The organism is Burkholderia sp. Bp9142 (assembly GCF_003853415.1).
Taxonomy (GTDB): domain Bacteria; phylum Pseudomonadota; class Gammaproteobacteria; order Burkholderiales; family Burkholderiaceae; genus Burkholderia.
In genome coordinates this window covers 301,358-327,883 of sequence record NZ_QTPP01000002.1, presented here as the reverse complement: position 1 = coordinate 327,883, position 26,526 = coordinate 301,358, and the positions used below count along the sequence as shown (strand labels likewise).

Genomic DNA, 26,526 nt, shown 5'->3' with positions numbered 1-26,526 from the left:
TGCCGTTGGCCCGCGAGGATCCACCTCCTGCTTCTGCTCTCACGTTCACGGGTGGGACGCGTTCATTTCAATTCTCCGTGTAATCAGGCGGACCGGCCTCGAACGGGCCGGCCTTCATTGGCATCCGGGGTTATCGCGCATCCGGCGCCGCAAGAAAATCGAGGCATTCCCGATTGAAGTAATCGGCGTGCTCCACCATCACCCAGTGGCCGCACCGGTTCAGCAGCACGAAGCGCGCGTCGCGGCAGCGCTCGAGGAACGTCAACGCGCCGCCGACCGGATTGAAGCGATCGTCCGTGCCCCAGAAGCCGAGCACCGGGCAGCGCAGGTCGCCGAGCGCGCCCGTCAGGTTCGGCACGCTCATCGTCGACAGCACTTCGGTCGGCTGCTCGACGCACACCTTCATCCGCTCCGCGACGAGCGCGTCGGTGACGATCGCCGGGTCATGCACCAGCAGCGTCAGCAGCTCGCGCATGGTGTCGTCATTCATCTGGCGATGGGTGAACAGCTTCACCATCCGCTGGATTCCTTCCATCCGGAAATAGGTGTCGCGATCCTCGACGCCGCCCGGCGCCATCATGATCAGGCCATCGACCGCGTCGGGGTAATCGAGTGCGTATTTCAGCGCGATCGCGCCGCCGAGCGAGTTGCCGAGCAGCACGGCCGGCCCGGCGCCGAGCGCGGACAGCTGCGCATGCAGCGCGCCGACGAAGAAATCGAGCGTGTAGGCGACGTCGGACGGCTTCGACGACTGCCCGTAGCCCGGCAGGTCGACGACGATCGCGCGGTGGCCGGCGGCCGCGAACGCGGGGTAGTTGTGCTTGAAATTGCTGAAACCGCTGGCGCCCGGGCCGCTGCCGTGGATGAACACCACCGGCCGGCCCTCGCCCGCCTCGAAATGATGCAGGCGCAGGCCGCCCGGTACGTCGGTGAAGATGCCGGCCGGCGGCGTCTTGGGGGTCGTCATCGCGGGTTGTCTCCTTCGTCGGTCGATGGATGCCTGCCACGATGATTGCGCCGCCGGCGCCGGCCGGCATCATCCTTTCAGACTACGAAGCCGCGCGCGCTTGTTCCTATCATCGGGCCACCGAAACGGAGGCAGACGATGAACGGATTCGACTACAGCGGCAAGACGGTGCTCGTGACGGGCGGCACCAAGGGCATCGGGCGGCGCATCGCCGAGCGGTTTCTCGCGGCGGGCGCGCGCGTGTTCGTGTGCGGGCGCAGCGCGCCCGACGCGCCGCCTGCGTCCGGCGGCCGCACGGCCGGCTTCGTCGCGGCCGACCTGCGCGACATCGAGCAGGTCGATGCGATGCTCGCGACGATCCGCGATACGGCCGGCGGCCTCGACGTGCTCGTCAACAACGCGGGCGGCTCGCCGTTCGCGCTCGCGGCCGACGCGTCGCCGCGCTTCACCGAATCGATCGTGCGGCTGAACCTGATCGCACCGCTGCAGCTCGCGCAGCGCGTGAACGCGATCATGCAGCCGCAGCCGGCGGGCGGCGTGATGCTGTTCATCGCAAGTGTCAGCGCGTCGCGGCCGTCGCCCGGCACCGCGGCCTACGGCGCCGCGAAGGCGGGCCTAGTCAACGCGGTCACGTCGCTCGCGGTCGAGTGGGCGCCGCGCGTGCGCGTGTGCGCGGTGAGCCCGAGCCTCGTGCAGACGGAATCGGCGGCCGAAGGCCACTACGGCGACGATGCCGCGCTCGACGCGATCCGCGCGACGATACCGGCCGGACGGCTCGCGACGCCCGACGACGTCGCGTCGGCGTGCCTGTTCCTCGCGTCGCCCGACGCGTCGTACACGTCGGGCACGAACCTGCGGCTCGACGGCGGCGGCGAACGGCCGGCGTTCCTGTCGGCGGCACAAGTGGACGCGCGATGACGCACGCGGCGCAGCCCGATCGTTTCCAGTCCTAGGGAAGTCATCTAGTTCATTTTGACGATTCCCTGCTACCGCGATCTCCCTACTCTGCCTCTCACGACAACCACAGTCGACCGTCGTCGATACCCCAGAGGAGACACCATGCATCAACGGATTTCGCGCCGTACCGACAAGCGGGCCACCACCGCCACGCTGTCGACGCTGGCCGCCGCGCTGCTGTCGTGCGCCGTTCCCGACGCGCACGCCGGCAGCACGATCAACCTCGGCGCCGACACGACGCTCGACTACACGTTCACGCTCAGCTACGGGCTCGGCATGCGCACGCGTGCGCCGAGCGGCAATCTGCTGACGCCCGCGAACATCAACGGCGACGACGGCGACCGCAACTTCGCGAAGAACAAGCTGATCGAGAACCAGGTCAGCCTGCTCGGCGAAGTAAACCTGAAGCACGACGACTGGGGTGTGTTCGTCCGCGCGAACACGTTCTACGACCAGGCCTATCACCGCCCGAACTACAACGACGCGCCGGGCACCGTGAACCAGTCGGGCCAGTACAACAACTTCACGAGCGATGCGCGCTACTGGTCGGGTGGCCACACGACGCTGCTCGCCGCGTATGCGTACAACACGTTCCACATCGGCTCGACGAGCCTGAACGTGAAGGTGGGCGACCAGGTGGTCGCGTGGGGCGAGAGCCTGTTCTTCCCGAACATCGCGGGCGCGCAGGGGCCTGCCGACGCGACCAAGTCGTACATGGCCGGCGCCGAGGTGAAGGACATCCTGCTGCCGGTGCCGCAGATCTCGACGCAATGGCAGATCACGCCGAACTTCAGCCTGCTCGGCTACTACCAGTTCTCGTACCAGCAGAACAAGCTGACCGCACCCGGCACGTACTGGAGCTATTCCGACGTGACGGGCCCGGGCGCTCAATTCATCATCGGCCCGGGCGGGATGATCATTCCGCGCGGCCCCGACGACAAGCCGAGCGCACGCAACCAGTGGGGTATCGGCGCGCGCTTCCGCGTACTCGGCGACACCGAGCTCGGCCTGTACCACCTGCACTACAACGACATGAACCCGAGCGTCGTCACGACGTTCTTCCCGACGCTCCAGTACCAGCAAAAGTATTTCAGCAACATCAAGCTGACCGGCGCGAGCTTCTCGACGCAGGTCGGCCCCGTGAACGTCGCGGGCGAAGTGTCGTACCGCCAGGGCGCGGCCGTGCTCGTCAACACGCCGACCGGCCCGCAGTCGACGCGCGCGAACGTGCTGCAGACCAACCTGTCGGGCATCTATTCGATCGGGCCGAGCTTCCTCGCGAACTCGCAGTCGCTGATCGGCGAACTGACGTACGTGCATGCGGGCAGCATCTCCGCGCTCGACGGCTCGACGACGCTCACCAACTCGCGCAATGCGCTCGCGATGGAGATCGCGTGGACGCTCAGCTACAAGAACGTGTTCAACGGCTGGGACCTCGACGTGCCGCTGACCTACACGCACGACCTGACCGGCACGTCGCCGCTCGCCGGCGCGCTCGGCTCGCTGACGGGCCAGGGCGATCACCGCGTGACGGCCGGCGTGACCTTCACGCGCCTGAGCAACCTGCAGCTGTCGCTCGTCTACGCCAAGTTCCTCGGTTCGCCCAACCCGGTCACGCGGCCGCTGTCGGATCGCGACTACGTGCTCGCCACGGCGACCTACCACTTCTGAGCGGCCCGACCGCTCGTCACCCAGCAAGAAGAGGATTTGTCATGAAACGAACTCGTCTCCCCCTCCTGCGCGCGTCGGTGATGGCCGCATGCGCGCTCGTCGCGACGGCGTCGTTCCCGAAGGTCACGCCGGACGACCTGAAGGCGCTCGACGGCACGCTGACGCCGATGGGCGCGGTGCGCGCCGCGAGCAAGGACAGCGGCGTGCCCGAGTGGTCGGGCAAGTGGCTCGGCACGCCGCCGGACATGCAGTACAAGCGCGGCGGCCGCTACCCCGATCCGTACGCGAGCGAGAAGCCGGTCGCGACGATCACCGCGGAAAACATGGCGCAGTACGCGGAGCACCTGACCGACGGCCAGAAGGCGATGTTCAAGCGCTACCCGGCCACGTTCAAGATCAACGTCTATCCGAGCCATCGCGACTTCCGCTACACGGATTCCGTCTACAAGGACATCCGCACGTACGCGCCCGATTCGACGATGACGTCCGACGCGAACGGCCTGACCAATGCGCCGCCGCAGGTACCCTACCCGATTCCGAAGACGGCCGCCGAGCTGCTGTGGAACCAGCGCATGTCGTCAGCGATCGGCACCGAGCAGGCGACCTACGACCAGGGGGTCGTGTACTCCGACGGCAACATCGCGTGGGGCAAGGTGCGCTACGACATCTACTCGCCGCGCAACGTCGGCAAGTACGACGTGAAGAGCGACCTGAACAACCGGACGTATGCGCGCGTCGCCACCGAGTTGCCATTGTCCGACCGCGGTTCGCTGATCGTCTCCTTCGCGAACTGGGACAAGGCCGGCGCGGACAATGCGTCGCGCACGTGGATGTACAACCCCGGCACGCGGCGCGTGAGGCAGGCGCCCGAATACGGCTACGACCAGCCGATGGGCCCGGGCGGCTTCCGCACCGTCGACGACGACCGCCTGTTCAACGGCTCCGGCGACCGCTACGACTGGAAGATCCTCGGCAAGCGCGAGATCTACGTGCCGTACGACAACTACAAGGCAATGGACAGCTCGGTCAAGTACAGCGACCTGCTGGGCAAGGGCCACGAGAACCCGTCCTACATCCGCTACGAGCTGCATCGCGTGTGGGTGCTGCAGGCGACGCTGAAGAACGGCTATCGCCACCAGTATGCGAAGCGCGTGCTGTACCTCGACGAGGATTCGTGGATAACGCTGCTCGCCGACAACTATGACGCACGCGGCCAGCTCTGGCGCACCAACGTCGCGACGACGCTCTACGCGTTCGACGCGAAGACGTTCTACCCGGGCGTCGTGTTCTACCACGACCTGATCTCGGGCGCGTACATGGCCGACCGCCTGACGAACGAAGGCACGATGCCGAAGCTCGACAACAGCCCGCAGTTCAACGAGGCGTATTTCTCGCCGGATGCGATCCGCAGTTCGGGTAACTAAGCGACTGGCTGACGCGGCATGCCCGCGATCCATGCGCCGGAGCTCCGCTCCGGTGCACGACGCCGCCCGCGACGGCGGCCTGTTCCATTCGAGGGCCCTTACATGTCTTCCCGCCTGCATACGACGCTCGGTGACGAGCTGTACGCCGCGTGGCACGCGCGCGCGCCGGTCGCGCCGCTGTCGAGCCGCCCGCGCCGCTTGTCGCTCGACGACGCCTACCGCATCCAGCAGCGCTTCATCGAACGTCGCGTCGAACACGGCGAAGCGGTCGTCGGCAAGAAGATCGGCGTGACGAGCCAGGCCGTGCAGGACATGCTGAACGTGCGCCAGCCCGATTTCGGCATCCTGCTGTCCGGCATGCACTACGCGGCCGGCGAGGCGATTGCCGCCGATTCGCTGATCGCACCGCGTGCCGAGGGCGAGATCGCGTTCATCCTCGCACGCGACCTGCGCGGCCCCGGCATCGACCGCACCGACGTGATCGCCGCGACGGCCGCCGTCGCGCCCTGCTTCGAGATCGTCGATTCGCGCATCCGCGACTGGGCGATCCGCATCGAGGACACCGTCGCCGACAACGCGTCGTGCGGCGTGTACGTGCTCGGCGACGCACGCGTCGATCCGCGCACGCTCGATCTCGCCGCGTGCGAGATGACGATCGAGAAGAACGGCGAGCCCGTCGCGCAAGGGCGCGGCGATGCGGCGCTAGGCCACCCCGCCGACGCGGTCGCGTGGCTCGCGAACACCCTGGCGGAATACGACGTGCCGCTGCTTGCCGGCGAGATCGTGCTGTCCGGCTCGCTCGCGAAACTGATTCCGGTCACGGCCGGCGACGCGCTGTCGATGCACATCTCCGGTATCGGCGGGTGCGCCGTCCGCTTTATCTAAAGGAACGATCCAGATGAAGAAAATCAAATGCGCATTGATCGGGCCCGGCAACATCGGCACCGACCTGCTTTACAAGCTGCGCCGCTCGCCGGTGCTCGAACCCGTGTGGATGGTCGGCGTCGATCCGGCGTCCGACGGCCTCGCACGGGCGCGCGAATTCGGCCTGAAGACCACCGACCGCGGCGTCGACGGGCTGCTGCCGCACGTCGCCGACGACGAGATCCGCATCGCGTTCGACGCCACGTCGGCCTACGTGCACCGCGACAACTCCGACAAGCTCACCGCGCTCGGCGTGAAGATGATCGACCTGACGCCCGCCGCGATCGGGCCGTACTGCGTGCCGCCCGTGAACCTCGACGCACATCTGGGCAGCGCGCGGATGAACGTGAACATGGTGACGTGCGGCGGCCAGGCGACGATCCCGATGGTGTATGCGGTGTCGCGCGTGCAGCCGGTCGCGTACGGCGAGATCGTCGCGACCGTGTCGTCGCGTTCGGTCGGCCCCGGCACGCGCAAGAACATCGACGAATTCACGCGCACGACGTCCGGCGCGATCGAGCAGGTCGGCGGCGCACGCAAGGGCAAGGCGATCATCGTGATCAACCCGGCCGAGCCGCCGCTGATCATGCGCGACACGATCCACTGCCTGACCGACGGGCCGCCCGACGTCGATGCGATCACGGCGTCGGTGCATGCGATGGTCAAGGAAGTGCAGCGCTACGTGCCCGGCTACACGCTGAAGAACGGCCCGGTGTTCGACGGCAATCGCGTGTCGGTCTTCATGGAAGTCGAGGGGCTCGGCGACTACCTGCCGAAGTACGCGGGCAACCTCGACATCATGACCGCCGCCGCGGCCGCCACGGCCGAGCGTTTCGCCGAACAGATGCTGGCCGCGACGGCCGCCACCGCTTGAGTCGAGGAGTCACACGATGTCACTTGCAGGCAAGAAGATCACCGTCCACGACATGTCGCTGCGCGACGGAATGCACCCGAAACGCCACCAGATCACGCTCGACCAGATGCGCGACATCGCGCGCGGGCTCGATGCGGCCGGCGTGCCGCTGATCGAGGTCACGCACGGCGACGGGCTCGGCGGCGCATCGGTCAACTACGGCTTTCCCGCGCATACCGACGAGGCATACCTGAGCGCCGTGATTCCGGAACTGAAGCAGGCGAAGGTGTCGGCGCTGCTGCTGCCCGGCATCGGCACCGTCGAGCACCTGCGCATGGCGCACGATCTCGGCGTCGGCACGATCCGCGTCGCGACGCACTGCACCGAGGCCGACGTATCGGAACAGCATATCGGCCTTGCGCGCACGCTCGGGCTCGATACGGTCGGGTTCCTGATGATGGCGCACATGTCGTCGCCCGAGCAGCTCGTCCTGCAGGCGAAGCTGATGGAGTCGTACGGCGCGAACTGCATCTACGTCACCGATTCGGCCGGCCACATGCTGCCCGACGACGTCACCGCGCGGATCGGCCAGGTGCGCGCCGCGCTGAAGCCGGAGACGGAACTCGGCTTCCACGGGCACCACAATCTCGCGATGGGCGTCGCGAACTCGGTCGCGGCGGTCGCGGCCGGCGCGAACCGGATCGACGCGGCCGCGGCCGGCCTCGGCGCGGGCGCGGGCAATACGCCGATGGAAGTGTTCGTCGCGGTGTGCGACCGGATGGGGATCGAGACCGGCGTCGACGTGTTCGCGATTGCCGACGTGGCCGAGGATCTCGTCGTGCCGATCATGGACGCGCCGATCCGCCTCGACCGCGATGCACTGACGCTCGGCTATGCGGGCGTCTACTCGTCGTTCCTGCTGTTCGCGAAGCGCGCAGAAGCGAAGTACGGGATTCCGGCGCGCGACATTCTCGTCGAACTGGGCCGGCAGCGGCTCGTGGGCGGGCAGGAGGACATGATCGAGGATGCGGCGCTGACGATGGCGCGGGCACGGGCGGTGGCGGCCTGAGCCGACCCTGCAGGGGTCGATCCTTCATGGCCGCACGACCCTCTTCACCGTCGCGGCGCTGCTGTGCGCGCTCGCGCCGTCAGTATCGGTGCCCAGCGTGCGGCGCGCGCGGCAGTCGGCGTGATGCCGTGGAATCTGGTGCGCGCGCCGGTGCGTAAAGCCGGATACAACGCACGGCAAAGCATGGGCATCCCGCCGAAGACCGACGTGGCGGGCCGAAGCGATGCGCAGCGCATCAACGCGCTCAGGGAAATGAAGATCCGAATCGGGCGATTCGATCGGAGATGATGCGACGTTGGCCGCCGCGGCACTGCACCGCCGCCGGCGACCGACGAACGGCGCGAACCGCGCCGTCCATCCGGTGTGCCCGGCCGCATGACAGGGCCGGACGGGTTTCGGTCGGAGCAGCGTTGCGCGCCCGACCGTACTGCTTAGCGACGCGGTTGCCCGGTGCGCGGCGGACGTGGCGAGTTCGCGTCCTTGTGACGGAAGTTGATGCGCCCCTTCGTCAGGTCGTACACCGACAGTTCCAGCGTCACACGGTCACCCGCGAGAATGCGGATGTGGTTCTTGCGCATGCGGCCCGACGCGTACGCGCCGACCACGACGCCGTTTTCCAGCGTGACACGGTATTTGCTGTCCGGCAGCACTTCGTCGACGATTCCGTCCAGTTCCAGCAGTTCTTCTTTTGCCAAACCAATTCCTCCAGACAAGGTGAAAGACCGCGGCCGCGGCGAACTCACCGGCGCCGTGCCCCGCAACGGGACGGCGGCCGGCAGGATGCCGGGGATCAACTCGTTCAGACGGGCGACGGGCCCGCCTTGCAATCGGAGCCCGGCGCATTGCGGCGGTCGGGCGGTCAGTGGCGGCGGTGCGATTTCAGCACCGCGCAAAGTCGGGACCGCGCCGCGTGCGGCATGGCGACGGTCTACTCGGGTTGCAGCATGGGCCGCTGGCGACGCGGCGAGCGCTTCGCGAGGGCGTTGGATCGCACGTCGTACGGACCTGCGATGGATGAGGGAAGCACACGACCGATGCATCGTGAATACCGCGATGCATCGGTCGTGTGCGTCGAAACGCGCAGGACGCCGGCCCAGGCCGGCATCCGCGCGAGATCCGTCCGGCAGCGGCCGCCGATGGGCGACCGGTGCCGATACGGCTTACTGCGGCGTGATGTTCGACGCTTGCAGACCCTTCGGGCCGCGCTTCACTTCGTAGCTGACCTTCTGGCCTTCGGCCAGGGTCTTGAAACCCGTGCCACGGATTTCAGAGAAATGGGCGAACAGATCGTCGCCGCCGTTGTCCGGGGAGATGAAACCAAAGCCCTTGGTTTCGTTGAACCACTTGACGGTACCGGTATCCACAAATACTTCCTTAATACGATTGATACGAACGATTGAACTTGCGCCCGCGACGGGCACAGGAAAGAATCAAAAGAGGGAGAGACCAACGACTGCCGCACAGTGTGCGGCCAATGATGAGCAATCGAACTTCTTGAAGACTTCGGTCTCGGACACTACGCGGTGCCGGCCGATCCGTCAAGCACTTTTCGGTGCGGCAAGGCGCGCGGCAGCGCGCGCGCCTTGCCTGGCGGGCGTGAGCGGCAATTGGAAGGCGTAACGATACGCCCCCTTTTTTCGCCGCGCTTCGTCACGACCGCGGCTCGAACACGTGATGCAGCGCCGGCGGCGCGGCGCCGTCGCGGATCGTCATCTCGAACGCCTTGCGCGCGACGCTCGACGGCCGCACGTCGGCCGCGTCCAGGTAAAACTGCGAATACCAGTCGCGCATCTGGTACAGCGGCCCGTCGCCTTCGCACAGCAGCGGGTTGTCGATGCGCGTCTTGCTGTGCCAGATGTCGACGTCCTCGTAGAACGCGCGCTGCGCCTCTTTCACATACGCGTTCGCGATCTCCATGTTCTGCGCGTCGCTGAGGCCGGCCACCTTCTTCACGATCACGCCGTAGCGCAGCTCGAAGCTGTTCATGTCGATCGGCACGTGGCAGTTCAGCAGCACCGAATGGATCGGCTGCCCGTTGCTCTGCCCCGTCATCTGCGTGATGTGCACGGCCGGCCCGAAATACGTCGACAGCGCGGTCAGGCTGTCGCCGCCGAGCTTCTCGCTGCGGCCGACCATCAGCTGCGTCGCCTTGTGGTCCTCGAACAGGTTTGCGAAATAGTCGATCGGCGCGTGGTGCACGGTCGCGAAGTGCGCGACGTCCGAGATGTTGTCGACCAGCTCGCGGCAGTTGGCCTGGATCACCATCTTGTCGACGACCCAGTCCGACCATTCGCCGGAGAAGCACACGTCGAGACGCGGAATCGCGACTTCCGGCGGCGGCGCGTTGCCTTCCGGGTCGTTCCACACGAACAGCAGGTTGTTTTCCTCGCAGGTCGGCCACGCGCCGATGCGCGCCTTCGGCGGGATCCGCTTGCAGTACGGAATCGACGCGCACTGCCCTTCGCCGTTCCACGCCCAGCCATGGAACGGGCAGACGAGGTTGTCGCCTTCGACCGTGCCGAGGCTCAGGTCGGCGCCCATGTGCGGGCAGTACGCGTCGACGACGTTGATCTTGCCGGTCGAGTCGGCGAACGCGGCGAGCTTGCGGCCGAAGACGTTCAGCGTGTGCGGCTTGCCGTCCTTGTAGTCGCGGGCGAGCCCGAGGCAGTGCCAGCCGCGCGCATAGCGCTGCGCGAGCGGCTGGGCTTCGATCTTGTAGGGGCGTGCGGACATGCGGGTTGACTCCTCTTTGGGGGGCGCGCGGCGGCCCGCCGCGCACCGGGGTAATGGGGGTTCGGGTCGCGCCGCTCGGCTCAGCGCACCGGATTGCCGGGTTCGAGCGCGCGCGTCGGCTCGAGCGCCGGTGCCGGCGCCGGCGCGGCCTGCGGCGACGAGGGCCGTTGCTCGCGCGACGCACGGCGCTCGGCGCGCTCGACGCCGAGCCATGCGGCCAGCGCGGGCAGCAGGAACACGGCGCCGAACAGGTTCACGAGGAACATGAACGCGAGCAGCACGCCCATGTCGACCTGGAACTTCAGTGCGGAGAACGCCCACGTGCCGACGCCGATGAACATCGTGACGGCCGTGAACAGCGCCGCGGTGCCGCGCTGGCGCATCGCATCGGCGAACGCGTCCGGCAGCGTCGCGCCGTGGCGGATGTCGTGCTGCAGGCGCTCGTACAGGTAGATCCCGTAGTCGACGCCGACCCCGACGCCGAGCGTGATCACCGGCAGCGTCGCGACCTTCAGCCCGATGCCGAGCCGCGCCATCACCGCGTTGCACAGGATCGACACCAGCGTGAGCGGCACGATGATGCACAGCACGGCGCGCCACGAGCGGAACGTGACCGCGCAGAGCAGCGCGATCGCACCGAAGATCGACAGCAGCATCGCGATTTCCGCGTCGCCGACCGCCTCGTTGGTCGCCGCCATCACGCCGACGTTGCCGCCGGCGAGCCGGAACGCGACGTTCGGCGTCGGGTTCTCGGCCGCGTAGCGCTTGATCTCGTCGACGATGTGCGCGATGGTCGTGCCTTCGTGGTTCTTCGTGTAGATCAGCACCTGGATCGCCTTGCAGTTCGCGGTGTTCATCCCGTTGTCGGGGTCGAACGCGTTGGAGCCCTGCGTGAGCCCGTCACTGGAGCGCGGCAGCGCGGCCCAGCGCGGGTTGCCTTCGTTGAACGCGGCGATGAACACCTTGCCCTGCGACGCGACGCTCGTGACCGACTGCACGCCCGCCACGCCGCGCATGTTCATCTCGAACTTCTCGATCGCGCTCATCACCGGGTAGTGCAGGCACGCGTCGTCGAAGCCGGTCGTCTCGACGATCACCGACAGCACGTCGACGCCGATGTTGTACTGGTGCGTGATCGCCGCGTTGTCGATGTTGTAGCGCGAGTTCGTGCGCAGCTCCGGCGCGCCGGTGCCGATGTCGCCGATCTCCAGCTTGCGCGAGTCGAGCGCGCCGTACGCGAGCAGCGCGAGCGCCACCGCGAACACGCCGAGCGCCGGCGCCGGCCGCGCGAACAGCGCGAAGCGCGACCACTTCCCGCTGCCGCCGGCCGCCGCCGCGCGCTGCGCGCGCGCCAGCGTGCCGCGTTCGAGGCGCGTGTACGACAGCAGGATCGGCAGGAACACCTTGTTGGTGACGATCATCAGCAGCACGCCGAGGCACGCGGTGATGCCGAGCTCGCGCACGATGTCGATCCTGATCCGCATGATCACCATGAAACCGAGCGCGTTGGTCAGCAGCGCGACCGTGCCCGGCACGAACAGCTTGCGGAACGCGTCGCGCGCGGCCTCGACCGGCGCCGCGCCGCGCACCAGCGCCTGCTTCCACGCATTGGTCATCTGCACCGCGTGCGACACGCCGATCGAGAAGATCAGGAACGGCACGAGGATCGACATCGGGTCGATGCCGAGCCCGAGCAGCGGCAGCGCGCCGAGCAGCCAGACGACCGGCAGCAGCGCGACGACCAGCGCGAGCACGGTCGTCTTCAGCGAGCGCGTATAGGCGAACAGCAGCGCGGCCGTCACGAGGAACGCGAGCGCGAAGAACGCCATCACGCCGGCGATCCCGGCTTCGACGTCACCCACCAGCTTCGCGAAGCCGATGATGTTCACGTCGATGCCCTGCTTCGCGTAGCGCGCGCGGATTTCCTCGAGCTGGCGCGCGACCGCGCTGTAGTCGAGCCGCTTGCCGGTGGCCGGATCGGTCTCGCGCAATTCCGCGCGGATCAGCGCCGACTTCAGGTCGTTGCCGACGAGGCGGCCGATCTGCCCGGAGCGCGCGACGTTGCGGCGCACCTTCGCGAGATCGTCCGGGTTCGCGCTCGAGAACTGGCCGGGCACGACCACGTCGCCGCGAAAGCCGGCTTCGGTCACCTCGGTGTAGTGGACGTTCGGCGTGAACAGCGAGAACACGCGCGAGCGGTTCACGCCCGGGATGAAGAACACGTCGTCGGTCGCATGGCGCAGCGCATCCATGAACGTCTGGTTGTAGATGTCGCCGTCGCCCTTCCAGCGCAGGCTGACGAGGATCGTGTTCGCGCCGGGGAACGCGCCCGCGTAGCGCTCGAACACCTGCATGTACGGATGCTGCATCGGGATCATCTTGTTGAAGCCCGGATCGAGCTTCAGGCGCGTCGCGGACAGGCCGAGCGCGAGCGTTACCGCGACGCACAGCAGCATCAGCAGCCGGCGCTGCCGGATGATCGTGTCGGCGCAGCGCTCGACGAACGCGGCGAGGCGCGACGCGGGAACGGCTTCAGTGGGGCGTGACAGGTCGTTCATGGATTTCTCGAGTCGGAACGGACGGGACAGGCGATGCGGACGATGCGGGTCGGCACGGCGAGGCGAGCGGATGCGGGCGGCGGCAACCGCCGCCGCGCATCAGGACGGCGACGCGGCAAGCGGCGCGACGCCGGCCTCGCCGCCGAGCAGCAGCGCGCCGCGGCCCATGTCGAGCACGGCCGCGAGGCTCTGCACGCCGCCGAGCTTGCGCACGTCGAAGGTCAGGCCGCCGTCGCGCGATGCGACGATCGCGCCGCCCTGGCCGACCAGCACGAGTTCGCCGTCGGCGAGCTGGGTCGCGCCGAAGTACGACACCGGCACGTGGCTGTCGACGTGCGTCCAGGTCGCGCCGCGATCGGTGCTGCGCAGCACGTTGCCGCGCATGCCGTACGCGACCCAGTCGCCGTTCGCGAGCATCAGCGCGCCGAACAGCGAGCCTTCGTACGGCGATGGGAGCTTGTCCCAGGTCGCGCCGTTGTCGGTCGAGCGCAGCAGCGTGCCGCTCTCGCCCGCGATCAGCAGGATGCCTTGGCCGTCACCGACGATCGCGTTCAGGTGGCGGTCGCCCGCCGGCGTCTTCAGCGGCTGCCACGTGAGCCCCGCATCGTCCGAGCGCAGCAGCTGGCCGAAACTGCCGGCCGCGAACAGCGGGCCGTTCGCGCTGCCCCACACGGACAGCAGCGGATCGGAATGCGCGTGATCCATGTGGACCTCGCGCCAGTGCGCGCCCGCGTCGTCGCTGCGCACGATCCGGCCGTCGTGGCCGACCGCGATCCCGAGCGTTGGCGTGATGAAGCTCACCTGCGTGAGCGTCGAGCCCGGGTCGGGCGTGACCGACGCAGGCCGCCACTGCCGGCCTGCATCGTCGCTGAGCAGGATCACACCGCGCTCGCCGACCGCGACGATGCGCGTGCCGGCACGGGTCAGCCCGTTGATCTGCAGGCGGTCCGCATGGATCGCGGTGACCGGGAACGCCGGCAGCGGGCGCGGCGAAAACGCGAACAGCGCGGCGCCGAGCACGAGCGCCGACATCGCGAGTCCGGGCAAAGTTCGTTTCATCGCTTGTCTCCTGTGTCTGCGTTCGACGGCGCTTCGCGCCGAAGCACCAGCAACCGTCGCCTGCAAGTCTCCGGGCCGTCGGTCGTTGCCGCGGCCTCGAATCGTCCTGAATGGTGGCCGGCCGTTTCCTGCCGCCCATCCGCTTGTCGTTACACGCCGACCTCGAACAGCGCGGCGGCACCCATCCCGCCGCCGATGCACATCGTCACGACCGCGTGCCGCACACCGCGGCGCGCGCCTTCGAGCAGCGCGTGCATCGTCATCCGCGTGCCCGACATCCCGAACGGATGGCCGAGCGCGATCGCGCCGCCGTCGACGTTCAGCCGCTCGTCGGGGATGCCGAGCGTGTCGCGGCAATACAGCGCCTGGCACGCGAACGCCTCGTTCAGCTCCCACAGCCCGACGTCGGCCACGGTCATCCCGAAACGCGCCAGCAGCTTCGGAATCGTGAACACCGGGCCGATGCCCATCTCGTCCGGCTCGCAGCCGGCCACCGCGAGACCGCGGAACGCGCCGAGCGGCGTCAGCCCGCGGCGCGCCGCCTCGCTGCGCGACATCACGACCACCGCCGCCGCGCCGTCGGACAACTGCGAGGCATTGCCGGCCGTCACGAATTCGCCCTGCTCGACGACCTTGCCGCCGCTCCACGACGGCTTGAGCCCCGCGAGCCGCTCGGCCGTCGTATCGGCACGCACGCCCTCGTCGCGTGCCGCGTGCACGTCCTCGTGGCCGGCCGGGTTGCCTTCCTTGTCGAACAGCGCGCGCCGCACGTCGAGCGGCGCGATTTCCGCGTCGAAGCGGCCGGCCGCCTGTGCTTCGGCCGTGCGCCGGTGGCTCTGCAATGCGAATTCGTCCTGCGCCGCGCGCGAAATCCCGTAGCGGCGCGACACGATCTCGGCCGTTTCCATCATCGCCATGTATGCGGCCGGCTGGTGGTCGAGCACGGCCTGCGAACGCGCGCGATAGGCGTTCTTGTGCTTGTTCTGCGTGAGCGAGATCGATTCGACGCCGCCGGCGACGACGATCCGCGCATCGCCCGTGCCGATGCTGCGCGCGGCGCTCGCGATCGACATCAGGCCCGACGAGCACATCCGGTCGATCGCCATGCCGGGCACCGACGCCGGCAGCCCTGCGGCCGCGGCCGACAGGCGGCCGATGTTGTAGCCCTGCGTGCCCTGCTGCGCGGCGCAGCCGATCAGCACGTCGTTGACGTCGGCGGGCGCGACGCCCGCGCGTTCGAGCGCGGCGCGCACGACGTGGCCGCCCAGCGCGGGCGCCTCGGTGTCGTTGAACATGCCGCGAAACGCCTTGCCGATCGGCGTGCGGGCGACGGAAACGATGACTGCGTCTTCCATGTGTCTGGCTCTCTAGAAGTAATAGCGACTGATCGTGTCGGCGACGCAGCCGGGCCGGGCCTCGCCTTCGATCTCGACGGTCACGCGGATCCACGCCTGCACGCCGCCGTCGAGCGGCTCGACGCGCAGCAGCTCGCCGACGCCGCGCACGCGCGCGCCGACCTTCACCGGCGCCGGGAAGCGGATCCGGTCGCAGCCGTAGTTGACGCCGAGCCGCGCGCCGTCGATGCGCACGATCTGCGGCAGGAAATGGTTGACGAGCGACAGCGTCAGGTAGCCGTGCGCGATGCACGCGCCGAACGGGCCGTCCTTCGCGCGCACCGGGTCGACGTGCACCCACTGGTGATCGCCCGTCGCGTCGGCGAAGCCGTCGATGCGGACCTGGTCGATCGCGAGCCACGCGCTCGCGCCGAGCGAGTCGCCGACGGCCGCCGCGAGTTCGCCGGGATGCGCGAACACGCGGGGCATCGCGCGCACGGGGTCGAGGGTCGTGTCCATCATGCGTGCTGGCTGCTGACCGACAGCACTTCGCCCGTCATGTACGACGCGTAATCGCTTGCAAGGAACACCATCACGTTCGCGACCTCCCAGACTTCGGCGGCGCGCCCGAAGGCTTCGCGCGACGCCAGTTGATTCAGCAAGTCGGCCGGCGCCGACTTCTTCAGAAAATCGTGCATCGCGATGCTCGGCGCGACCGCATTGATGCGCACGCCGTACGGCGACGCCTCGAGCGCCGCGCAGCGCGTGAGCGCCATCACGCCCGCCTTCGCCGCCGCGTAGTGCGCCTGTTCCGCCTGCGCGCGCCAGCCGAGCACCGATGCGTTGTTGACGATCGCGCCGCGGCCGCGGGCCTGCATGTGCGGCAGCATCGCGCGCGTCATCCGGAACGTCCCGGTCAGGCTAATGTCGATCACCCGCGACCATTCGGCATCGTCCATTTCGACGATGCGTTTCGCGCCGCCGAGCCCGGCGTTGTTGATCAGTACGTCGACGCCGTCGAGCCTCTCCTGGGCCTGAGCGACGAGCGCCTGCACGTCGTCCTCGACCGCGACGTTGCACAGGCGTCCGTGGATCTGCTGCAGCCCCGTTTCGGCGCGCAGCGTTTCCACCGCCTGTTCGAGGCGCTTCTCGTGGATGTCGGAGATGAACAGCGCGCGGCAGCCTTCCTCCGCGCAACGGCGCGCGGCCGCGAAGCCGATGCCGGCACCCGCGGCGGCCGTGATCAGCACCGATTTGCCGGCGAGCAGCTGGTGGCCCGGCACGTAGGCCGGCGCTTTCTGGATCTGGGGTTCGGTCATGCTTGTTGTCCTCGCGGTTCTCTCGGCATGCCGAGCCCGCGCTCGGCCATGATGTTCAGTTGGATTTCGTTGGTGCCGGCGTAGATCGTGTCCGCACGGGAGAACAGGAATACGCGCTGCAGATGGGTGAGCTTCTCGTCGGCCGGATCGATCACGTTCGCGCGCGGCCCGAGCGCATCCATCGCGAGCTGGCCGAGGTCGCGGTGCCAGTTCGACCAGTAGTACTTGTAGATCAGCGCCTCGCGGCGCAGCGGTTCGGCGCCGCCGCCGGTCGCATCGTCCGCGCCCGACAGCATGCGCAGCGCGTTGTAGCGCATCACGCGCAGCCCGGCCCACGCGCGGCCGATCCGCTGGCGCAGCACCGGGTCGCGAGCGGCGCCCGATTCGCGCGCGGCATCGATCACCCATTCGAGCTCGCGGACGAACTGCATCTGCTGGCCGAGCGTCGACATCCCGCGCTCGAAGCCGAGCAGCGTCATCGCGATCCGCCAGCCGTCGCCCGGCGCGCCGACGAGGTCGCGTGCTGCCGCGCGCGCGCCGTCGAAGAACACTTCGTTGAACTCGGCGCCGCCATTGAGCTGCCTGATCGGGCGGATCTCGATACCCGGCTGGTCGAGCGGCATCAGCAGGAACGACAGCCCCTTGTTGCCCTTCGATGCCGGATCGGTACGCGCAAGCACGAAGATCCAGTCGGAATCGTGCGCGAGCGACGTCCACACCTTCTGGCCGTATACGCGCCACGTGCCGTCCGCGTCCTGCTCGGCGCGCGTTCGCACGTTCGCGAGATCGGATCCCGCGCCCGGTTCCGAGTAGCCCTGGCACCAGAACTGCGTGCCGGCGAGAATCCCCGGCAGGAAGCGGGCGCGCTGGTCGTCGGTGCCGCAGGCGGCGAGCGTCGGCCCGAGCAGCCCTTCGCCGATATGGCCCATCCGTCCCGGGCCGCCGGCGCGCGCGTATTCCTCGTGGAAAATCACCTGCTCGGCGACCGTGAAGCCGCGGCCGCCCGCGTCGGTCGGCCAGCCGAGGCCGGTCCAGCCGCCCTGCGCCAGCTCCCGCTCCCACGCCTTGCGCAGTTCGGGAAACGCTTCCTCGTCGCCGGGGCCGCCCCGGTATTTCAGGCAGGCGAATTCGCCGGTCAGGTGCGAGCGCACCCAGTCGGCCACTTCATGCCGCAATTGTTGTTCGCGCGTTTCGCTGTTCATTGCAGTGCTCCTGCGCGTGCGGCCGACGGGCGGGCTGTCGCGGCAACCGGCACGGCTGGCGCTTGATCGGGATGCGATGCGCCGCCGTCGATCGCATGGCATGCGATCCATTCGAGCAGTTGCGGCGTGCTGCCGAACTGCGCGCCCGACGCTTGCGCGCGCTTGAAATAGAGATGCGGGTCGTATTCCCACGTGAAGCCGACGCCGCCGTGCAGCTGGATCGCTTCCTGCGCGCAGAACTCATACGCATCGTTCGCGGCGGCCTTCGCGGCCGCGACGTCGGCGCGCAGCGCGGCGCTCGGCAGCATGCCGCAGCCCTCCGCGTCCCACGCGTGCGCCGCGCCGAGCACGGCCGAGCGCGCGGATTCGATCAGCACCATCATCTGTGCGCAGCGATGCTTGACGGCCTGGAACGACGCGATCGCGCGGCCGAACTGCACGCGCTGGCTCGTGTAGTCGAGCGTCAGGTCGAGGCATTGCCGTGCGCCGCCGAGCTGTTCGGCGGCCAGCGCGAGCGCCGCGAACCATCCCGCGCGCTCGAGCACCTGTGCGGCAACCGCGCCGCTCGCGAGCAGCGCGTCGCGGTTCACGCGGGTATCCTCGAGAACGACGCGCGCAATCGGCCGCGTCGCGTCGAGCGTGTCGAGCGGCGTGACGCTCACGCCCGACGCCGTCGCGACGTCGATCGCGAACAGTCCGATCGCCTGCCCTTCGTTCGCGATCCGGGCGGGGATCAGCAGCAGGTCGGCGCGCGCGCCGTCGATCACCTGCCCGGTCGTGCCGGACAGCGCATAGCCGCCCGCCGCTTCTTCCGCGACGACCGGCAACTGCCCGGCGCCGGCAGGCCACTCGAACGGCAATGCCAGCGTCGCGCTGCACGCGCCTTCGGCGATCTTCGCGAGCCAGCCGGTTGCGAGCGGCGTGTCGACGCAGCCCGCGAGCGCGTTCGCCGCCAGGCACGCGGTCGAAAAATACGGCACGCACGCAACGCGCCGGCCGAGCTGCTCCATCAGCACCGTCTGCTCCACCGCACCGAGCCCCAGCCCGCCGGCCGCCTCGGGCAGCGCGAGCGCGTTCCAGCCGAGCTCGCCCGCCAGCGCGGCCCACAGCGCGTCGTCACGGCCGGCCGATTGCTCGATCGCGCGGCGCACGTCGGCCGACGCGCTGCGTTCGGCGAGCACGTCGGCCGCCGCGTCGCGGATCATCGCCTGTTCGTCGGTGAGCGCCAGATCCATCGGTCAGCTCCCGTACACGCGCTGCGCGGGCCGCGCATCGGCCAGCAGTCGCGCAACCGCCGGGCCGACCTCGGCCGCCGCCCAGCGCGCGCCGCGATCGACGCGCGGGCCCGTGCGCCAGCCCTCCGCGACCGCAATCATCCCGCCCGCGACCTCGAACACCTGCCCTGTCACGTCGGCCGACTGCGCGCTGCCGAGCCACACGACCAGCGGCGCGACGTTGGCCGGATCGAAATAGTCGAAGCCGCCGTCCTCGGGCTTCTTCATCATGTCGGCGAACACGCCTTCGGTCATCGACGTGCGTGCGGCCGGCGCAAGCGCGTTCACGCGCACGCCGTAGCGCTGCAGTTCGGCCGCCTGCATCAGCGTGAGCGCGGCGATCCCGGCCTTCGCCGCGCCGTAGTTCGACTGGCCGATCGAGCCTTGCAGCCCGGCGCCCGAGCTCGTGTTGATGATCCGTGCATCGACCGCGTCGCCCGCTTTTGCCGCATCGCGCCACACGCGCGCCAGCACGCTCGACAAGCAGAAGTGGCCGCGCAGGTGCACGCGCATCACGTCGTCCCAGTCGGTTTCGGTCATGCTGGTGAACATCTTGTCGCGGCAGATGCCCGCGTTGTTGACCAGCACGTGCACGTCGCCGAATGCTTCGCATGCCGCGTCGACGATCCGCTGCGCGGTGTCGAGCTTCGTGATGTCGTCCGCATTCGCGAGCGCGCGGCCGCCACGTTGTGCGATCTCGTCGCACACGGCCTGCGCGGCCTCGTGCCGGATGTCGTTGACGACGACCGCCGCGCCTTCGGCCGCGAACGCGAGCGCGTATTCGCGCCCAAGCCCGCCGCCCGCGCCGGTGATGATGACGGTGCGTCCGTTACAGATTCCCATGCTGGTGCCTCCTGGATCGAGAGATCGTGAAAGTGACGCGCTCACAGGCGCTCGATGATCGTGACGTTCGCGAGACCGCCGCCTTCGCACATCGTCTGCAGCCCGTAACGGCCGCCGGTTCGCTCCAGTTCGTGCAGCAGCGTCGTCATCAGCCGCGCACCGGTCGCGCCGAGCGGATGGCCGAGCGCTATGCCGCCGCCGTTCGGGTTGGTCTTTTCGTGCGGGAAGCGCGTGTCGGCGAGCCACGCCTGCGCGACCGACGCGAACGCCTCGTTCATCTCGACGACGTCGATCCGCGACCAGTCGAGGCCGCTCTTCTTCAACGCGGCCTTCGTCGCCGGGATCGGCGCGGTGAGCATCCAAAGCGGATCGTCGCCCAGCACACTCAGGTGATGGATGCGCGCGCGCGGCGTGAGACCGTAGCGCTTCAGCGCGTCCTCCGACACGATCAGGAGCGCGGCGGCCGCATCGCAGGTCTGGCTCGCGACGGCGGCCGTCAGCGAGCCGCCCGGCATCAGCGGTTCGAGCGTCGCCATCTTTTCCAGCGACGTGTCGGGGCGCGGCGTCTCGTCGTGCATCACGCCTTCAAACGGCACGATTTCCCGCTTGAAATGGCCGGCCTCGATCGCCGCGACCGCACGGCGGTGGCTTTCGAGCGCATAACGCTCCATCGCATCGCGCGACAGGTTCCAGTGATCGGCGATGCGTTGCGCGGCGACGAACTGCGACACCGGCGCATCGCCGAAGCGCGCGCGCCAGCCGGTGCTGCCCGAGAACGGGTCGTTGAAACCGAGCGGCGCCGCGCTCGTCATCGCGGACGAGATCGGGATCTGCGTCATCGTCTGCACGCCGCCCGCGACGACCACGTCCTGCACGCCGCTCATCACCGCCTGCGCGGCGAAGTGCACGGCCTGCTGCGACGAGCCGCACTGACGGTCGACCGTCACGCCCGGCACCTGCAGCGGCAGCCCGGCCGCGAGCCAGCAGGTGCGCGCGATGTTGCCCGCGAGCGGGCCGATCGTGTCGACGCAGCCGAACACCACGTCGTCGTAGTCGCCGGCCGGAATCACGTTGCGCTCGACCAGCGTCTTCAGCACGAAGCCGCCGAGGTCCGCCGCATGCACGTGCGCGAGCCCGCCCTTGCGGCGGCCGGTCGGCGTGCGCAGCGCGTCGACGATATAGGCTTGTTTCATTGATGGGTTTCCTCGAAGTCGAAGGTCTGCGCGGGGCCGATCGGCAATGCGTCGCCGAGGATCGCGTCGGCCACGCGAGCCTTGTGGAATGCGGTGTCGCCCCAGCTCCCAGAGAGCGCCCAGATCCGCTTCATGAAGATCTGCAGGTCGAGTTCCCACGTGTAGCCGATCGCGCCGTGCACCTGCATCGTGTGGCGCGCGGCCAGCTGCGCGGCGGCGGTCGCCGCGAGCTTCGCGTGCGACACCAGCACCGCGCGCTGCGGGTGATCGTCGGCGATCGCCTGCGCGGCGCGCGCGACCACCGGCCGCGCGAACTCGTAGCGGATCGCGACGTCGGCGAGCAGGTGCTTGAGCGCCTGGTACGAGCCGATCGCCTTGCCGAACTGCTTGCGCTGCGCGCTGTAGTCGATCGCGACGTCGAGCACGCGCTGCGTGAGGCCGAGCAGCTGCGCGGCGACCGCGAACGCGCCGTGGTCGAGCGCGCGGTTCAGCAACGGCGCGGCGTCATCGGCGCGCGCGACGCGGGTGGCCGCGGACGGTTCCCAATCGAGCGTGAACAGGCGCCGCGACGGGTCGACGCTGTCGACCGCACGCCACGCGCACTGCGCGGGATCGACGCGGTGCAGTTCGCCGCGGTGTTCGCACAAGAGCGTCCGCGCGACGTGCACGTCGGCCGCATACGGGTTCACCGGATGCACCAGCGCGACACGCGCGCGCCCTTCGGCGATGTCGCGCAGCAGCGCGTCGCGCCAGTCACTGGCGGGCAGCCGCGCGAGCACGCCGGCCGATACGAGCGCCGTGTCGAGCAGCGGCTCGGGGCTGCCGAAGTAGCCATAGGTCTGCGCGAGCAGCGCCCATTCCGCTTCGGTCAGGCCGAGGCCGCCGTGCGCTTCGGGCACCGACACGGCGGTCAGCCCCTGCGACGCGAACAGCGACCACAGCGCGTCGGAGCGGCCGGTCGGCGTGGCCCACAGCTCGCGGATCAGCTCCGGGGTCATCTCGGTCATCAGCAGGCGCTTCACGCTGTCCGCGAGCGCTTCCTGGTCTTCATCGAATACGAAATCCATACGATGTCCGTTCAGTGAGGAGGTCGCCGGCGCGCTTACGCGCGCGGCATGCCGAGCATCCGTTCGGCGACGATGTTGCGCTGGATCTCGTTGGTGCCCGCGTAGATCGGGCCGGCCTGCGCGAACAGGAAGCCGTCGAGCCAGTGGCCGAGCGCCGCGTGCTGCGCGGCCGTCTGCGGGACGACCTCGCCGTGCGCGCCGAGAATGTCGAGCGCGGTCTGGTGCATCCGCAGGTCGAGCTCCGACCAGAACACCTTGTTGGTGCTCGACTCCGCGCCGATATGGCCGCCCTTGAGCAGCCGGCTCGCGGTCGCGTAGGTCGACAGTGCGTACGCCTGCGCGTCCATCCACGCGGACACCACGCGTTCGCGCAGCGTCGGGTCGCGATCCGCGCTGTCGCGGTGCGCGAGATACAGGTCGCGCAGCGCCTGCGCGGTGCGCTGGAAGCGCGCGGGCGAACGCAGCATCAGCCCGCGCTCGAAGCCGGCCGTCGCCATCGCGACCTGCCAGCCCGCGCCTTCGGCCGCGAGGCGGTTCTCGACCGGCACGCGCACGTCGTCGAAGAAGATTTCCGCGAAGCCCGTCTGCCCGTTCAGCTGGCGGATCGGCCGCACCGTGATGCCCGGCGTCGACAGCGGCACCATCAGGAACGTGAGCCCGTGGTGGCGCGACGATTCGGGGTCGCTCCTGAACAGCCCGAACAGCCAGTCGGCCCACACCGCGCGGGTCGACCAGATCTTCTGGCCGTTGAGCACGTAGTCGTCGCCGATGCGGATCGCCGTCGTGCGGATCGCGGCCATGTCCGAGCCCGCGTTCGGCTCCGACCAGCCCTGCGCCCACACGTGCTCGCCCGCCGCCATCGCCGGCAGGAAGCGCGCCTTCTGCTCCGCGGTGCCGAAATCCATCAGCGTCGGGCCGAGCAGGAAGATGCCGTTCTGGTTCACGCGCATCGGGGCGTCGGCGCGCCAGTACTCTTCCTCGAAGATCAGCCACTCGATCAGGTCGCAGCCGCGCCCGCCCAGCTCGCGCGGCCACGTGACCATGCTCCAGCGGCCCGAGTGCAGCGTGCGCTCCCATTCGCGGTGCGCGGCGAAGCCTGCTTCGGTATCGAAGCTCGGCAGCCGCTCGCGCGGCACGTGCGCGGCGAGCCATTCGCGGATTTCCGCGCGGAACGCCTGTTGCTGCGGCGTATAGGTCAGGTTCATGCGCGTGCCTCCTCGGCGGCGGCCTGCGCGTCGAACCGCGCGTCGCGCTTCTCGACGAACGCCGCACGCGCCTCCGTCGAGTCGTTCGTCATGTACGCCTGCAGCGTGAAGCCCTGCTCCCAGCGGTACTTGTCCTCGAGATCGCCGTCCTCGACGCCGTTCAGCGCCTCCTTCGCGAGCCGCACCATCGCCGGGCTCTTCTCCGCGATCCTGCGGGCGATCGCGAGCGCCGCGTCGCGCAGCGCGTCGCGCGCGACGACCTGCTCGAGCGCGCCGAGCCGGTACGCTTCGGCCGCACCGATCATCTCGCCGGTGAAGTACATCGCGCGGACCTTCTGCACGCCGAACAACCGCTGCAGGTGCGCGCCGCCGCCCATCGCGCCGCGGTCGATCTCCGGCACGCCGAAGCGCGCGCAATCGGCCGCGACGACGATGTCCGCCGCGCCGCAGATGCCGATCCCACCGCCGAGCACGAAACCGTGCACGGCCGCGATCACCGGCTTCGGATTGCGGTGCACCGCACGGAACGTCTCGTAGTTGCCCGCGTTGACCGACACGATCCGTTCCGGATGCGCGGCCAGCTCCTTGATGTCGACGCCCGCGCAGAAGCCGCGTCCTTCGCCGCGCACGACGATCACGCGCACGTCGTCGTCCTCGCCGAGCGCGTCGAGCGCACGCGCGAGCGCATGCCAGCCCTGCGCATCGAGCGCGTTCACGGGCGGATGGGCGATCACCAGTTCGGCGATGCCGTCGGCGCGTGCGATCCGGAACGGCGTCGCGCCGCCCGGTTGATTGGAAGTTGTCATCTGCTGTGCCTCCCTGTGATTGTGTTCACGCGGCCTGCGCTGCCGCCGCGCCGCGCATCGCGGCCAGTGCGTCGAGCCGCTCGCCGGCCTCTGCAACGATCCGCGCGATCAATACGTCGCACGGTTCGATCGCGCCGATCATCGCGGCCGCCTGGCCGCTCGGCAGCACGCCTTCGTCGGGGCGTCCGTCGACGATCGCGCGCTGGATCAGGAACGGCGCGTTCGCCGCCATCAGCGTCTGGCTCGCCGTGTAGTCGCGCGAACGCAGCGCCTTGATCGCGAGGCCCAGCATGTCGGTCGTACGCAGCCCGTTCCGGCGGCGCCACGCCTCGGCGGTCTTCAGCGCGAACAGCGTGCGGCGCAGCGGGCCGAAGTGTTCGAGCTTCAGCAGGTACGGGTTGTCGATCATGCGTTGCGGCAGCCCGTCGAGCGCGTCCGACACGCGGATCCGTGCCGGGTCGCCGACCGCGACGTAGCGGTCGAGCGTCGCGCGCGGCACCGGCGATTCGGCGCTCATCAGGAAGCGCGTGCCCATCGCGATGCCGGCCGCGCCGTACGCGAGCGCGGCAGCCAGCCCGCGCCCGTCGAAGAACCCGCCGGCCGCGACGACCGGCACCCGCACCGCGTCGAGCACCTTCGGCAGCAGCAGCGTGGTCGGCACCGAGCCCGTGTGGCCGCCGCCTTCCGCGCCCTGCACCGTCACGATGTCCGCGCCGAGCTCGACCGCCTTCGCCGCATGCTTCGGCGCGCCGACGGTCGGCATGCAGACGATGCCGGCGTCCTTGAAGCGGCGGATCGTCTTCGCGTCCGGCCCGCGGCCGTAGCTCACTGCATGCAGCTTGTGCTCGATCGCGAGTTCGACGACCTGCTTCGCGTTCTTCTGGAACATGTGGAAGTTGATGCCGAACGGCTTGTCGGTCAGCGACTTCACCTTCAGGATCTCGGCCTCGACCTGCTCGGGTTCGAGCGTCGCGCCGGCCAGGAAGCCGAAGCCGCCCGCGTTGGCGGTCGCGGCGACGAGCCGTGCGTCGGCCACCCAGCCCATCGCGGTCTGCACGATCGGGTAGCGGCAGCCGAGCAGGTCGCACAGCGGCGTATGCAGCGGGCTACGAAGCGTGCCTTGAAGCGTCGTGCTCATGCGGCGGCTCCGTTGACTGCGGCCGGTGCGGCGTCGGTTCGACCTTCACCGTGCGCCGGCTCCGGCTTGCGCTGCGAGCTGGCCATCTTGCGTGCGTCGTAGCCGCCGAGGCGGTCGCCGCTGACGAGCTCGTTGTGCGCATGCGCGAAGTGATGCCACGCGAATGCCGCGTCCATCGCCGCGCGCTTGCCCTGCAGTTCCTCGACGTGGTTCAGCGCCTGCTTGGTCAGCGTGAGGCCAAGGCGCGGCATCGTCGCGATCTTCGCGGCGATCGCATAGGTCGCGTCGCGCAGCCGCTCGCGCGGCACCACGCGGTTGACCATCCCCATCTGGTACGCGCGCTCGGCCGGCATGCGCTCGCCGAGGAACAGGAATTCCTTCGCGATGCGCGGGTTCAGCTCGTACGCATGCGCGAAATACTCGACGCCCGGAATCCCCATCCGCACGACCGGATCCGCAAAGAACGCATCCTCCGACGCGACGATCAGGTCGCACACCCACGCGAGCATCAGCCCGCCCGCGATGCAGGCGCCGTGCACCATCGCGATGGTCGGCTTCGGCAGGTCGCGCCAGCGCCGGCACATCCCGAGGTATACCTCCTGTTCGCGCGCATAGAGGAATTCGCCGCCTTCCTTGTCGACGTGGTCGTACCACAGCGACGCGCGCTCGAACGACTCGTGGATGTCGCGGCCCGGCGTGCCGATGTCGTGGCCCGCCGAGAAATGCTTGCCGGCACCCGCGAGCACGATCGCCTTCACCGCGTCGTCGTGCGCGGCGCGCCGGAACGCCGCGTCGAGCGCATACGTCATCTTCGAGTTCTGCGCATTGTGATACTCGGGACGGTTCATCGTGATCGTCGCGATGCCGTCCTCGACCGCGTAGTCGACGACACCGTCGCCGAACGTCACCTGGGTCGCTTCCATGTAGGAC

At 69.1% G+C, this 26,526-nt stretch carries 25 protein-coding genes; 7 read left to right on the top strand and 18 right to left on the bottom strand.

Annotation, left to right across the window (positions count from 1 at the left end; all coding sequences use genetic code 11):
- Positions 1-130: 130 nt before the first annotated feature.
- Complete coding sequence (locus tag DIE22_RS04235; protein ID WP_124604589.1) at positions 131-967, bottom strand: alpha/beta fold hydrolase; 837 nt, start codon at positions 965-967, stop codon at positions 131-133.
- Positions 968-1,105: 138 nt separating this feature from the next.
- Here DIE22_RS04235 and DIE22_RS04230 point away from each other — a divergent pair, with 138 nt between their 5' ends.
- From DIE22_RS04230 to DIE22_RS38055, 7 genes are all read left to right on the top strand, one after another.
- Positions 1,106-1,885: an SDR family oxidoreductase gene (locus DIE22_RS04230; RefSeq protein ID WP_124604588.1), complete on the top strand. Its 780-nt coding sequence runs from the start codon at positions 1,106-1,108 to the stop codon at positions 1,883-1,885.
- A 141-nt stretch (positions 1,886-2,026) separates the two neighbouring features.
- On the top strand, positions 2,027-3,595 hold the full coding sequence (locus tag DIE22_RS04225; RefSeq protein ID WP_124496180.1) for a DUF1302 domain-containing protein: 1,569 nt from the start codon (positions 2,027-2,029) through the stop codon (positions 3,593-3,595).
- 41 nt (positions 3,596-3,636) lie between these two features.
- Complete coding sequence (locus tag DIE22_RS04220; RefSeq protein ID WP_124496182.1) at positions 3,637-5,019, top strand: DUF1329 domain-containing protein; 1,383 nt, start codon at positions 3,637-3,639, stop codon at positions 5,017-5,019.
- Between the two features lie 102 nt (positions 5,020-5,121).
- Positions 5,122-5,904, top strand: coding sequence for a 2-oxopent-4-enoate hydratase (dmpE, locus tag DIE22_RS04215; protein WP_124604587.1), 783 nt, complete (start codon positions 5,122-5,124; stop codon positions 5,902-5,904).
- Between the two features lie 13 nt (positions 5,905-5,917).
- Positions 5,918-6,817 (top strand): acetaldehyde dehydrogenase (acetylating), encoded by a 900-nt coding sequence (locus tag DIE22_RS04210; protein WP_124604586.1) that lies wholly within the window; start codon positions 5,918-5,920, stop codon positions 6,815-6,817.
- A 16-nt stretch (positions 6,818-6,833) separates the two neighbouring features.
- Positions 6,834-7,865 (top strand): 4-hydroxy-2-oxovalerate aldolase, encoded by a 1,032-nt coding sequence (gene dmpG / locus DIE22_RS04205; protein WP_124604585.1) that lies wholly within the window; start codon positions 6,834-6,836, stop codon positions 7,863-7,865.
- Positions 7,866-7,928: 63 nt separating this feature from the next.
- Positions 7,929-8,153 carry a hypothetical protein gene (locus tag DIE22_RS38055; RefSeq protein WP_124604584.1) on the top strand — a complete coding sequence of 75 codons (225 nt, stop codon included), beginning with the start codon at positions 7,929-7,931 and terminating at the stop codon, positions 8,151-8,153.
- A 143-nt stretch (positions 8,154-8,296) separates the two neighbouring features.
- Here DIE22_RS38055 and infA read toward each other — a convergent pair whose 3' ends face one another.
- The 17 genes from infA to DIE22_RS04115 all read right to left on the bottom strand — a co-directional run bounded on the left by infA (position 8,297) and on the right by DIE22_RS04115 (position 26,519).
- Entirely contained in the window at positions 8,297-8,560 is a 264-nt protein-coding gene (gene infA, locus DIE22_RS04195) for a translation initiation factor IF-1 (protein ID WP_011355053.1), read from the bottom strand.
- A gap of 465 nt (positions 8,561-9,025) precedes the next feature.
- Complete coding sequence (locus DIE22_RS04190; RefSeq protein ID WP_006751843.1) at positions 9,026-9,229, bottom strand: cold-shock protein; 204 nt, start codon at positions 9,227-9,229, stop codon at positions 9,026-9,028.
- 286 nt (positions 9,230-9,515) lie between these two features.
- Positions 9,516-10,598, bottom strand: coding sequence for a Rieske 2Fe-2S domain-containing protein (locus tag DIE22_RS04185; RefSeq protein ID WP_124496190.1), 1,083 nt, complete (start codon positions 10,596-10,598; stop codon positions 9,516-9,518).
- 80 nt (positions 10,599-10,678) lie between these two features.
- Positions 10,679-13,156 (bottom strand): RND family transporter, encoded by a 2,478-nt coding sequence (locus DIE22_RS04180; RefSeq protein WP_124604583.1) that lies wholly within the window; start codon positions 13,154-13,156, stop codon positions 10,679-10,681.
- Positions 13,157-13,255: 99 nt separating this feature from the next.
- Entirely contained in the window at positions 13,256-14,215 is a 960-nt protein-coding gene (locus DIE22_RS04175; RefSeq protein ID WP_124496194.1) for a sialidase, read from the bottom strand.
- A 149-nt stretch (positions 14,216-14,364) separates the two neighbouring features.
- Positions 14,365-15,570 carry an acetyl-CoA C-acyltransferase gene (locus DIE22_RS04170; RefSeq protein WP_124604582.1) on the bottom strand — a complete coding sequence of 402 codons (1,206 nt, stop codon included), beginning with the start codon at positions 15,568-15,570 and terminating at the stop codon, positions 14,365-14,367.
- A gap of 12 nt (positions 15,571-15,582) precedes the next feature.
- Positions 15,583-16,068, bottom strand: a complete 486-nt coding sequence (locus DIE22_RS04165) for a MaoC family dehydratase (RefSeq protein ID WP_124496447.1) — start codon at positions 16,066-16,068, stop codon at positions 15,583-15,585.
- A complete protein-coding gene (locus DIE22_RS04160) occupies positions 16,068-16,868 on the bottom strand; it encodes an SDR family oxidoreductase (RefSeq protein WP_124604581.1) in 801 nt (266 codons plus the stop codon). Before DIE22_RS04160 ends, DIE22_RS04165 begins: the two co-directional genes overlap by 1 nt.
- Positions 16,865-18,070 carry an acyl-CoA dehydrogenase family protein gene (locus DIE22_RS04155; RefSeq protein ID WP_124604580.1) on the bottom strand — a complete coding sequence of 402 codons (1,206 nt, stop codon included), beginning with the start codon at positions 18,068-18,070 and terminating at the stop codon, positions 16,865-16,867. Before DIE22_RS04155 ends, DIE22_RS04160 begins: the two co-directional genes overlap by 4 nt.
- Entirely contained in the window at positions 18,067-19,305 is a 1,239-nt protein-coding gene (locus tag DIE22_RS04150) for an acyl-CoA dehydrogenase family protein (RefSeq protein ID WP_124604579.1), read from the bottom strand. Before DIE22_RS04150 ends, DIE22_RS04155 begins: the two co-directional genes overlap by 4 nt.
- Before the next feature lie 3 nt (positions 19,306-19,308).
- Positions 19,309-20,187 carry an SDR family oxidoreductase gene (locus DIE22_RS04145; RefSeq protein ID WP_124604578.1) on the bottom strand — a complete coding sequence of 293 codons (879 nt, stop codon included), beginning with the start codon at positions 20,185-20,187 and terminating at the stop codon, positions 19,309-19,311.
- A 41-nt stretch (positions 20,188-20,228) separates the two neighbouring features.
- Positions 20,229-21,380 carry an acetyl-CoA C-acetyltransferase gene (locus DIE22_RS04140; RefSeq protein WP_124604577.1) on the bottom strand — a complete coding sequence of 384 codons (1,152 nt, stop codon included), beginning with the start codon at positions 21,378-21,380 and terminating at the stop codon, positions 20,229-20,231.
- Positions 21,377-22,447 carry an acyl-CoA dehydrogenase family protein gene (locus DIE22_RS04135; protein WP_124604576.1) on the bottom strand — a complete coding sequence of 357 codons (1,071 nt, stop codon included), beginning with the start codon at positions 22,445-22,447 and terminating at the stop codon, positions 21,377-21,379. Before DIE22_RS04135 ends, DIE22_RS04140 begins: the two co-directional genes overlap by 4 nt.
- Positions 22,448-22,482: 35 nt before the next feature.
- A complete protein-coding gene (locus DIE22_RS04130) occupies positions 22,483-23,652 on the bottom strand; it encodes an acyl-CoA dehydrogenase family protein (RefSeq protein ID WP_124604575.1) in 1,170 nt (389 codons plus the stop codon).
- Complete coding sequence (locus DIE22_RS04125; RefSeq protein WP_124496212.1) at positions 23,649-24,458, bottom strand: enoyl-CoA hydratase family protein; 810 nt, start codon at positions 24,456-24,458, stop codon at positions 23,649-23,651. The genes DIE22_RS04130 and DIE22_RS04125 overlap by 4 nt, the downstream gene beginning before the upstream one ends.
- A gap of 25 nt (positions 24,459-24,483) precedes the next feature.
- Positions 24,484-25,596, bottom strand: a complete 1,113-nt coding sequence (locus DIE22_RS04120) for a nitronate monooxygenase family protein (RefSeq protein ID WP_124496214.1) — start codon at positions 25,594-25,596, stop codon at positions 24,484-24,486.
- Complete coding sequence (locus DIE22_RS04115; protein ID WP_124496216.1) at positions 25,593-26,519, bottom strand: enoyl-CoA hydratase; 927 nt, start codon at positions 26,517-26,519, stop codon at positions 25,593-25,595. The genes DIE22_RS04120 and DIE22_RS04115 overlap by 4 nt, the downstream gene beginning before the upstream one ends.
- Positions 26,520-26,526: the final 7 nt, after the last annotated feature.

Bases quoted from the DNA above. Each gene is read 5' to 3' on its own strand.
- DIE22_RS04235 (WP_124604589.1), bottom strand. From the start codon at position 967: ATGACGACCCCCAAGACGCCGCCGGCCGGCATCTTCACCGACGTACCG.
- DIE22_RS04230 (WP_124604588.1), top strand. From the start codon at position 1,106: ATGAACGGATTCGACTACAGCGGCAAGACGGTGCTCGTGACGGGCGGC.
- DIE22_RS04225 (WP_124496180.1), top strand. From the start codon at position 2,027: ATGCATCAACGGATTTCGCGCCGTACCGACAAGCGGGCCACCACCGCC.
- DIE22_RS04220 (WP_124496182.1), top strand. From the start codon at position 3,637: ATGAAACGAACTCGTCTCCCCCTCCTGCGCGCGTCGGTGATGGCCGCA.
- dmpE (WP_124604587.1), top strand. From the start codon at position 5,122: ATGTCTTCCCGCCTGCATACGACGCTCGGTGACGAGCTGTACGCCGCG.
- DIE22_RS04210 (WP_124604586.1), top strand. From the start codon at position 5,918: ATGAAGAAAATCAAATGCGCATTGATCGGGCCCGGCAACATCGGCACC.
- dmpG (WP_124604585.1), top strand. From the start codon at position 6,834: ATGTCACTTGCAGGCAAGAAGATCACCGTCCACGACATGTCGCTGCGC.
- DIE22_RS04185 (WP_124496190.1), bottom strand. From the start codon at position 10,598: ATGTCCGCACGCCCCTACAAGATCGAAGCCCAGCCGCTCGCGCAGCGC.
- DIE22_RS04180 (WP_124604583.1), bottom strand. From the start codon at position 13,156: ATGAACGACCTGTCACGCCCCACTGAAGCCGTTCCCGCGTCGCGCCTC.
- DIE22_RS04175 (WP_124496194.1), bottom strand. From the start codon at position 14,215: ATGAAACGAACTTTGCCCGGACTCGCGATGTCGGCGCTCGTGCTCGGC.
- DIE22_RS04170 (WP_124604582.1), bottom strand. From the start codon at position 15,570: ATGGAAGACGCAGTCATCGTTTCCGTCGCCCGCACGCCGATCGGCAAG.
- DIE22_RS04165 (WP_124496447.1), bottom strand. From the start codon at position 16,068: ATGGACACGACCCTCGACCCCGTGCGCGCGATGCCCCGCGTGTTCGCG.
- DIE22_RS04160 (WP_124604581.1), bottom strand. From the start codon at position 16,868: ATGACCGAACCCCAGATCCAGAAAGCGCCGGCCTACGTGCCGGGCCAC.
- DIE22_RS04155 (WP_124604580.1), bottom strand. From the start codon at position 18,070: ATGAACAGCGAAACGCGCGAACAACAATTGCGGCATGAAGTGGCCGAC.
- DIE22_RS04150 (WP_124604579.1), bottom strand. From the start codon at position 19,305: ATGGATCTGGCGCTCACCGACGAACAGGCGATGATCCGCGACGCGGCG.
- DIE22_RS04145 (WP_124604578.1), bottom strand. From the start codon at position 20,187: ATGGGAATCTGTAACGGACGCACCGTCATCATCACCGGCGCGGGCGGC.
- DIE22_RS04140 (WP_124604577.1), bottom strand. From the start codon at position 21,380: ATGAAACAAGCCTATATCGTCGACGCGCTGCGCACGCCGACCGGCCGC.
- DIE22_RS04135 (WP_124604576.1), bottom strand. From the start codon at position 22,447: ATGGATTTCGTATTCGATGAAGACCAGGAAGCGCTCGCGGACAGCGTG.
- DIE22_RS04130 (WP_124604575.1), bottom strand. From the start codon at position 23,652: ATGAACCTGACCTATACGCCGCAGCAACAGGCGTTCCGCGCGGAAATC.
- DIE22_RS04125 (WP_124496212.1), bottom strand. From the start codon at position 24,458: ATGACAACTTCCAATCAACCGGGCGGCGCGACGCCGTTCCGGATCGCA.
- DIE22_RS04120 (WP_124496214.1), bottom strand. From the start codon at position 25,596: ATGAGCACGACGCTTCAAGGCACGCTTCGTAGCCCGCTGCATACGCCG.
- DIE22_RS04115 (WP_124496216.1), bottom strand. From the start codon at position 26,519: ATGGAAGCGACCCAGGTGACGTTCGGCGACGGTGTCGTCGACTACGCG.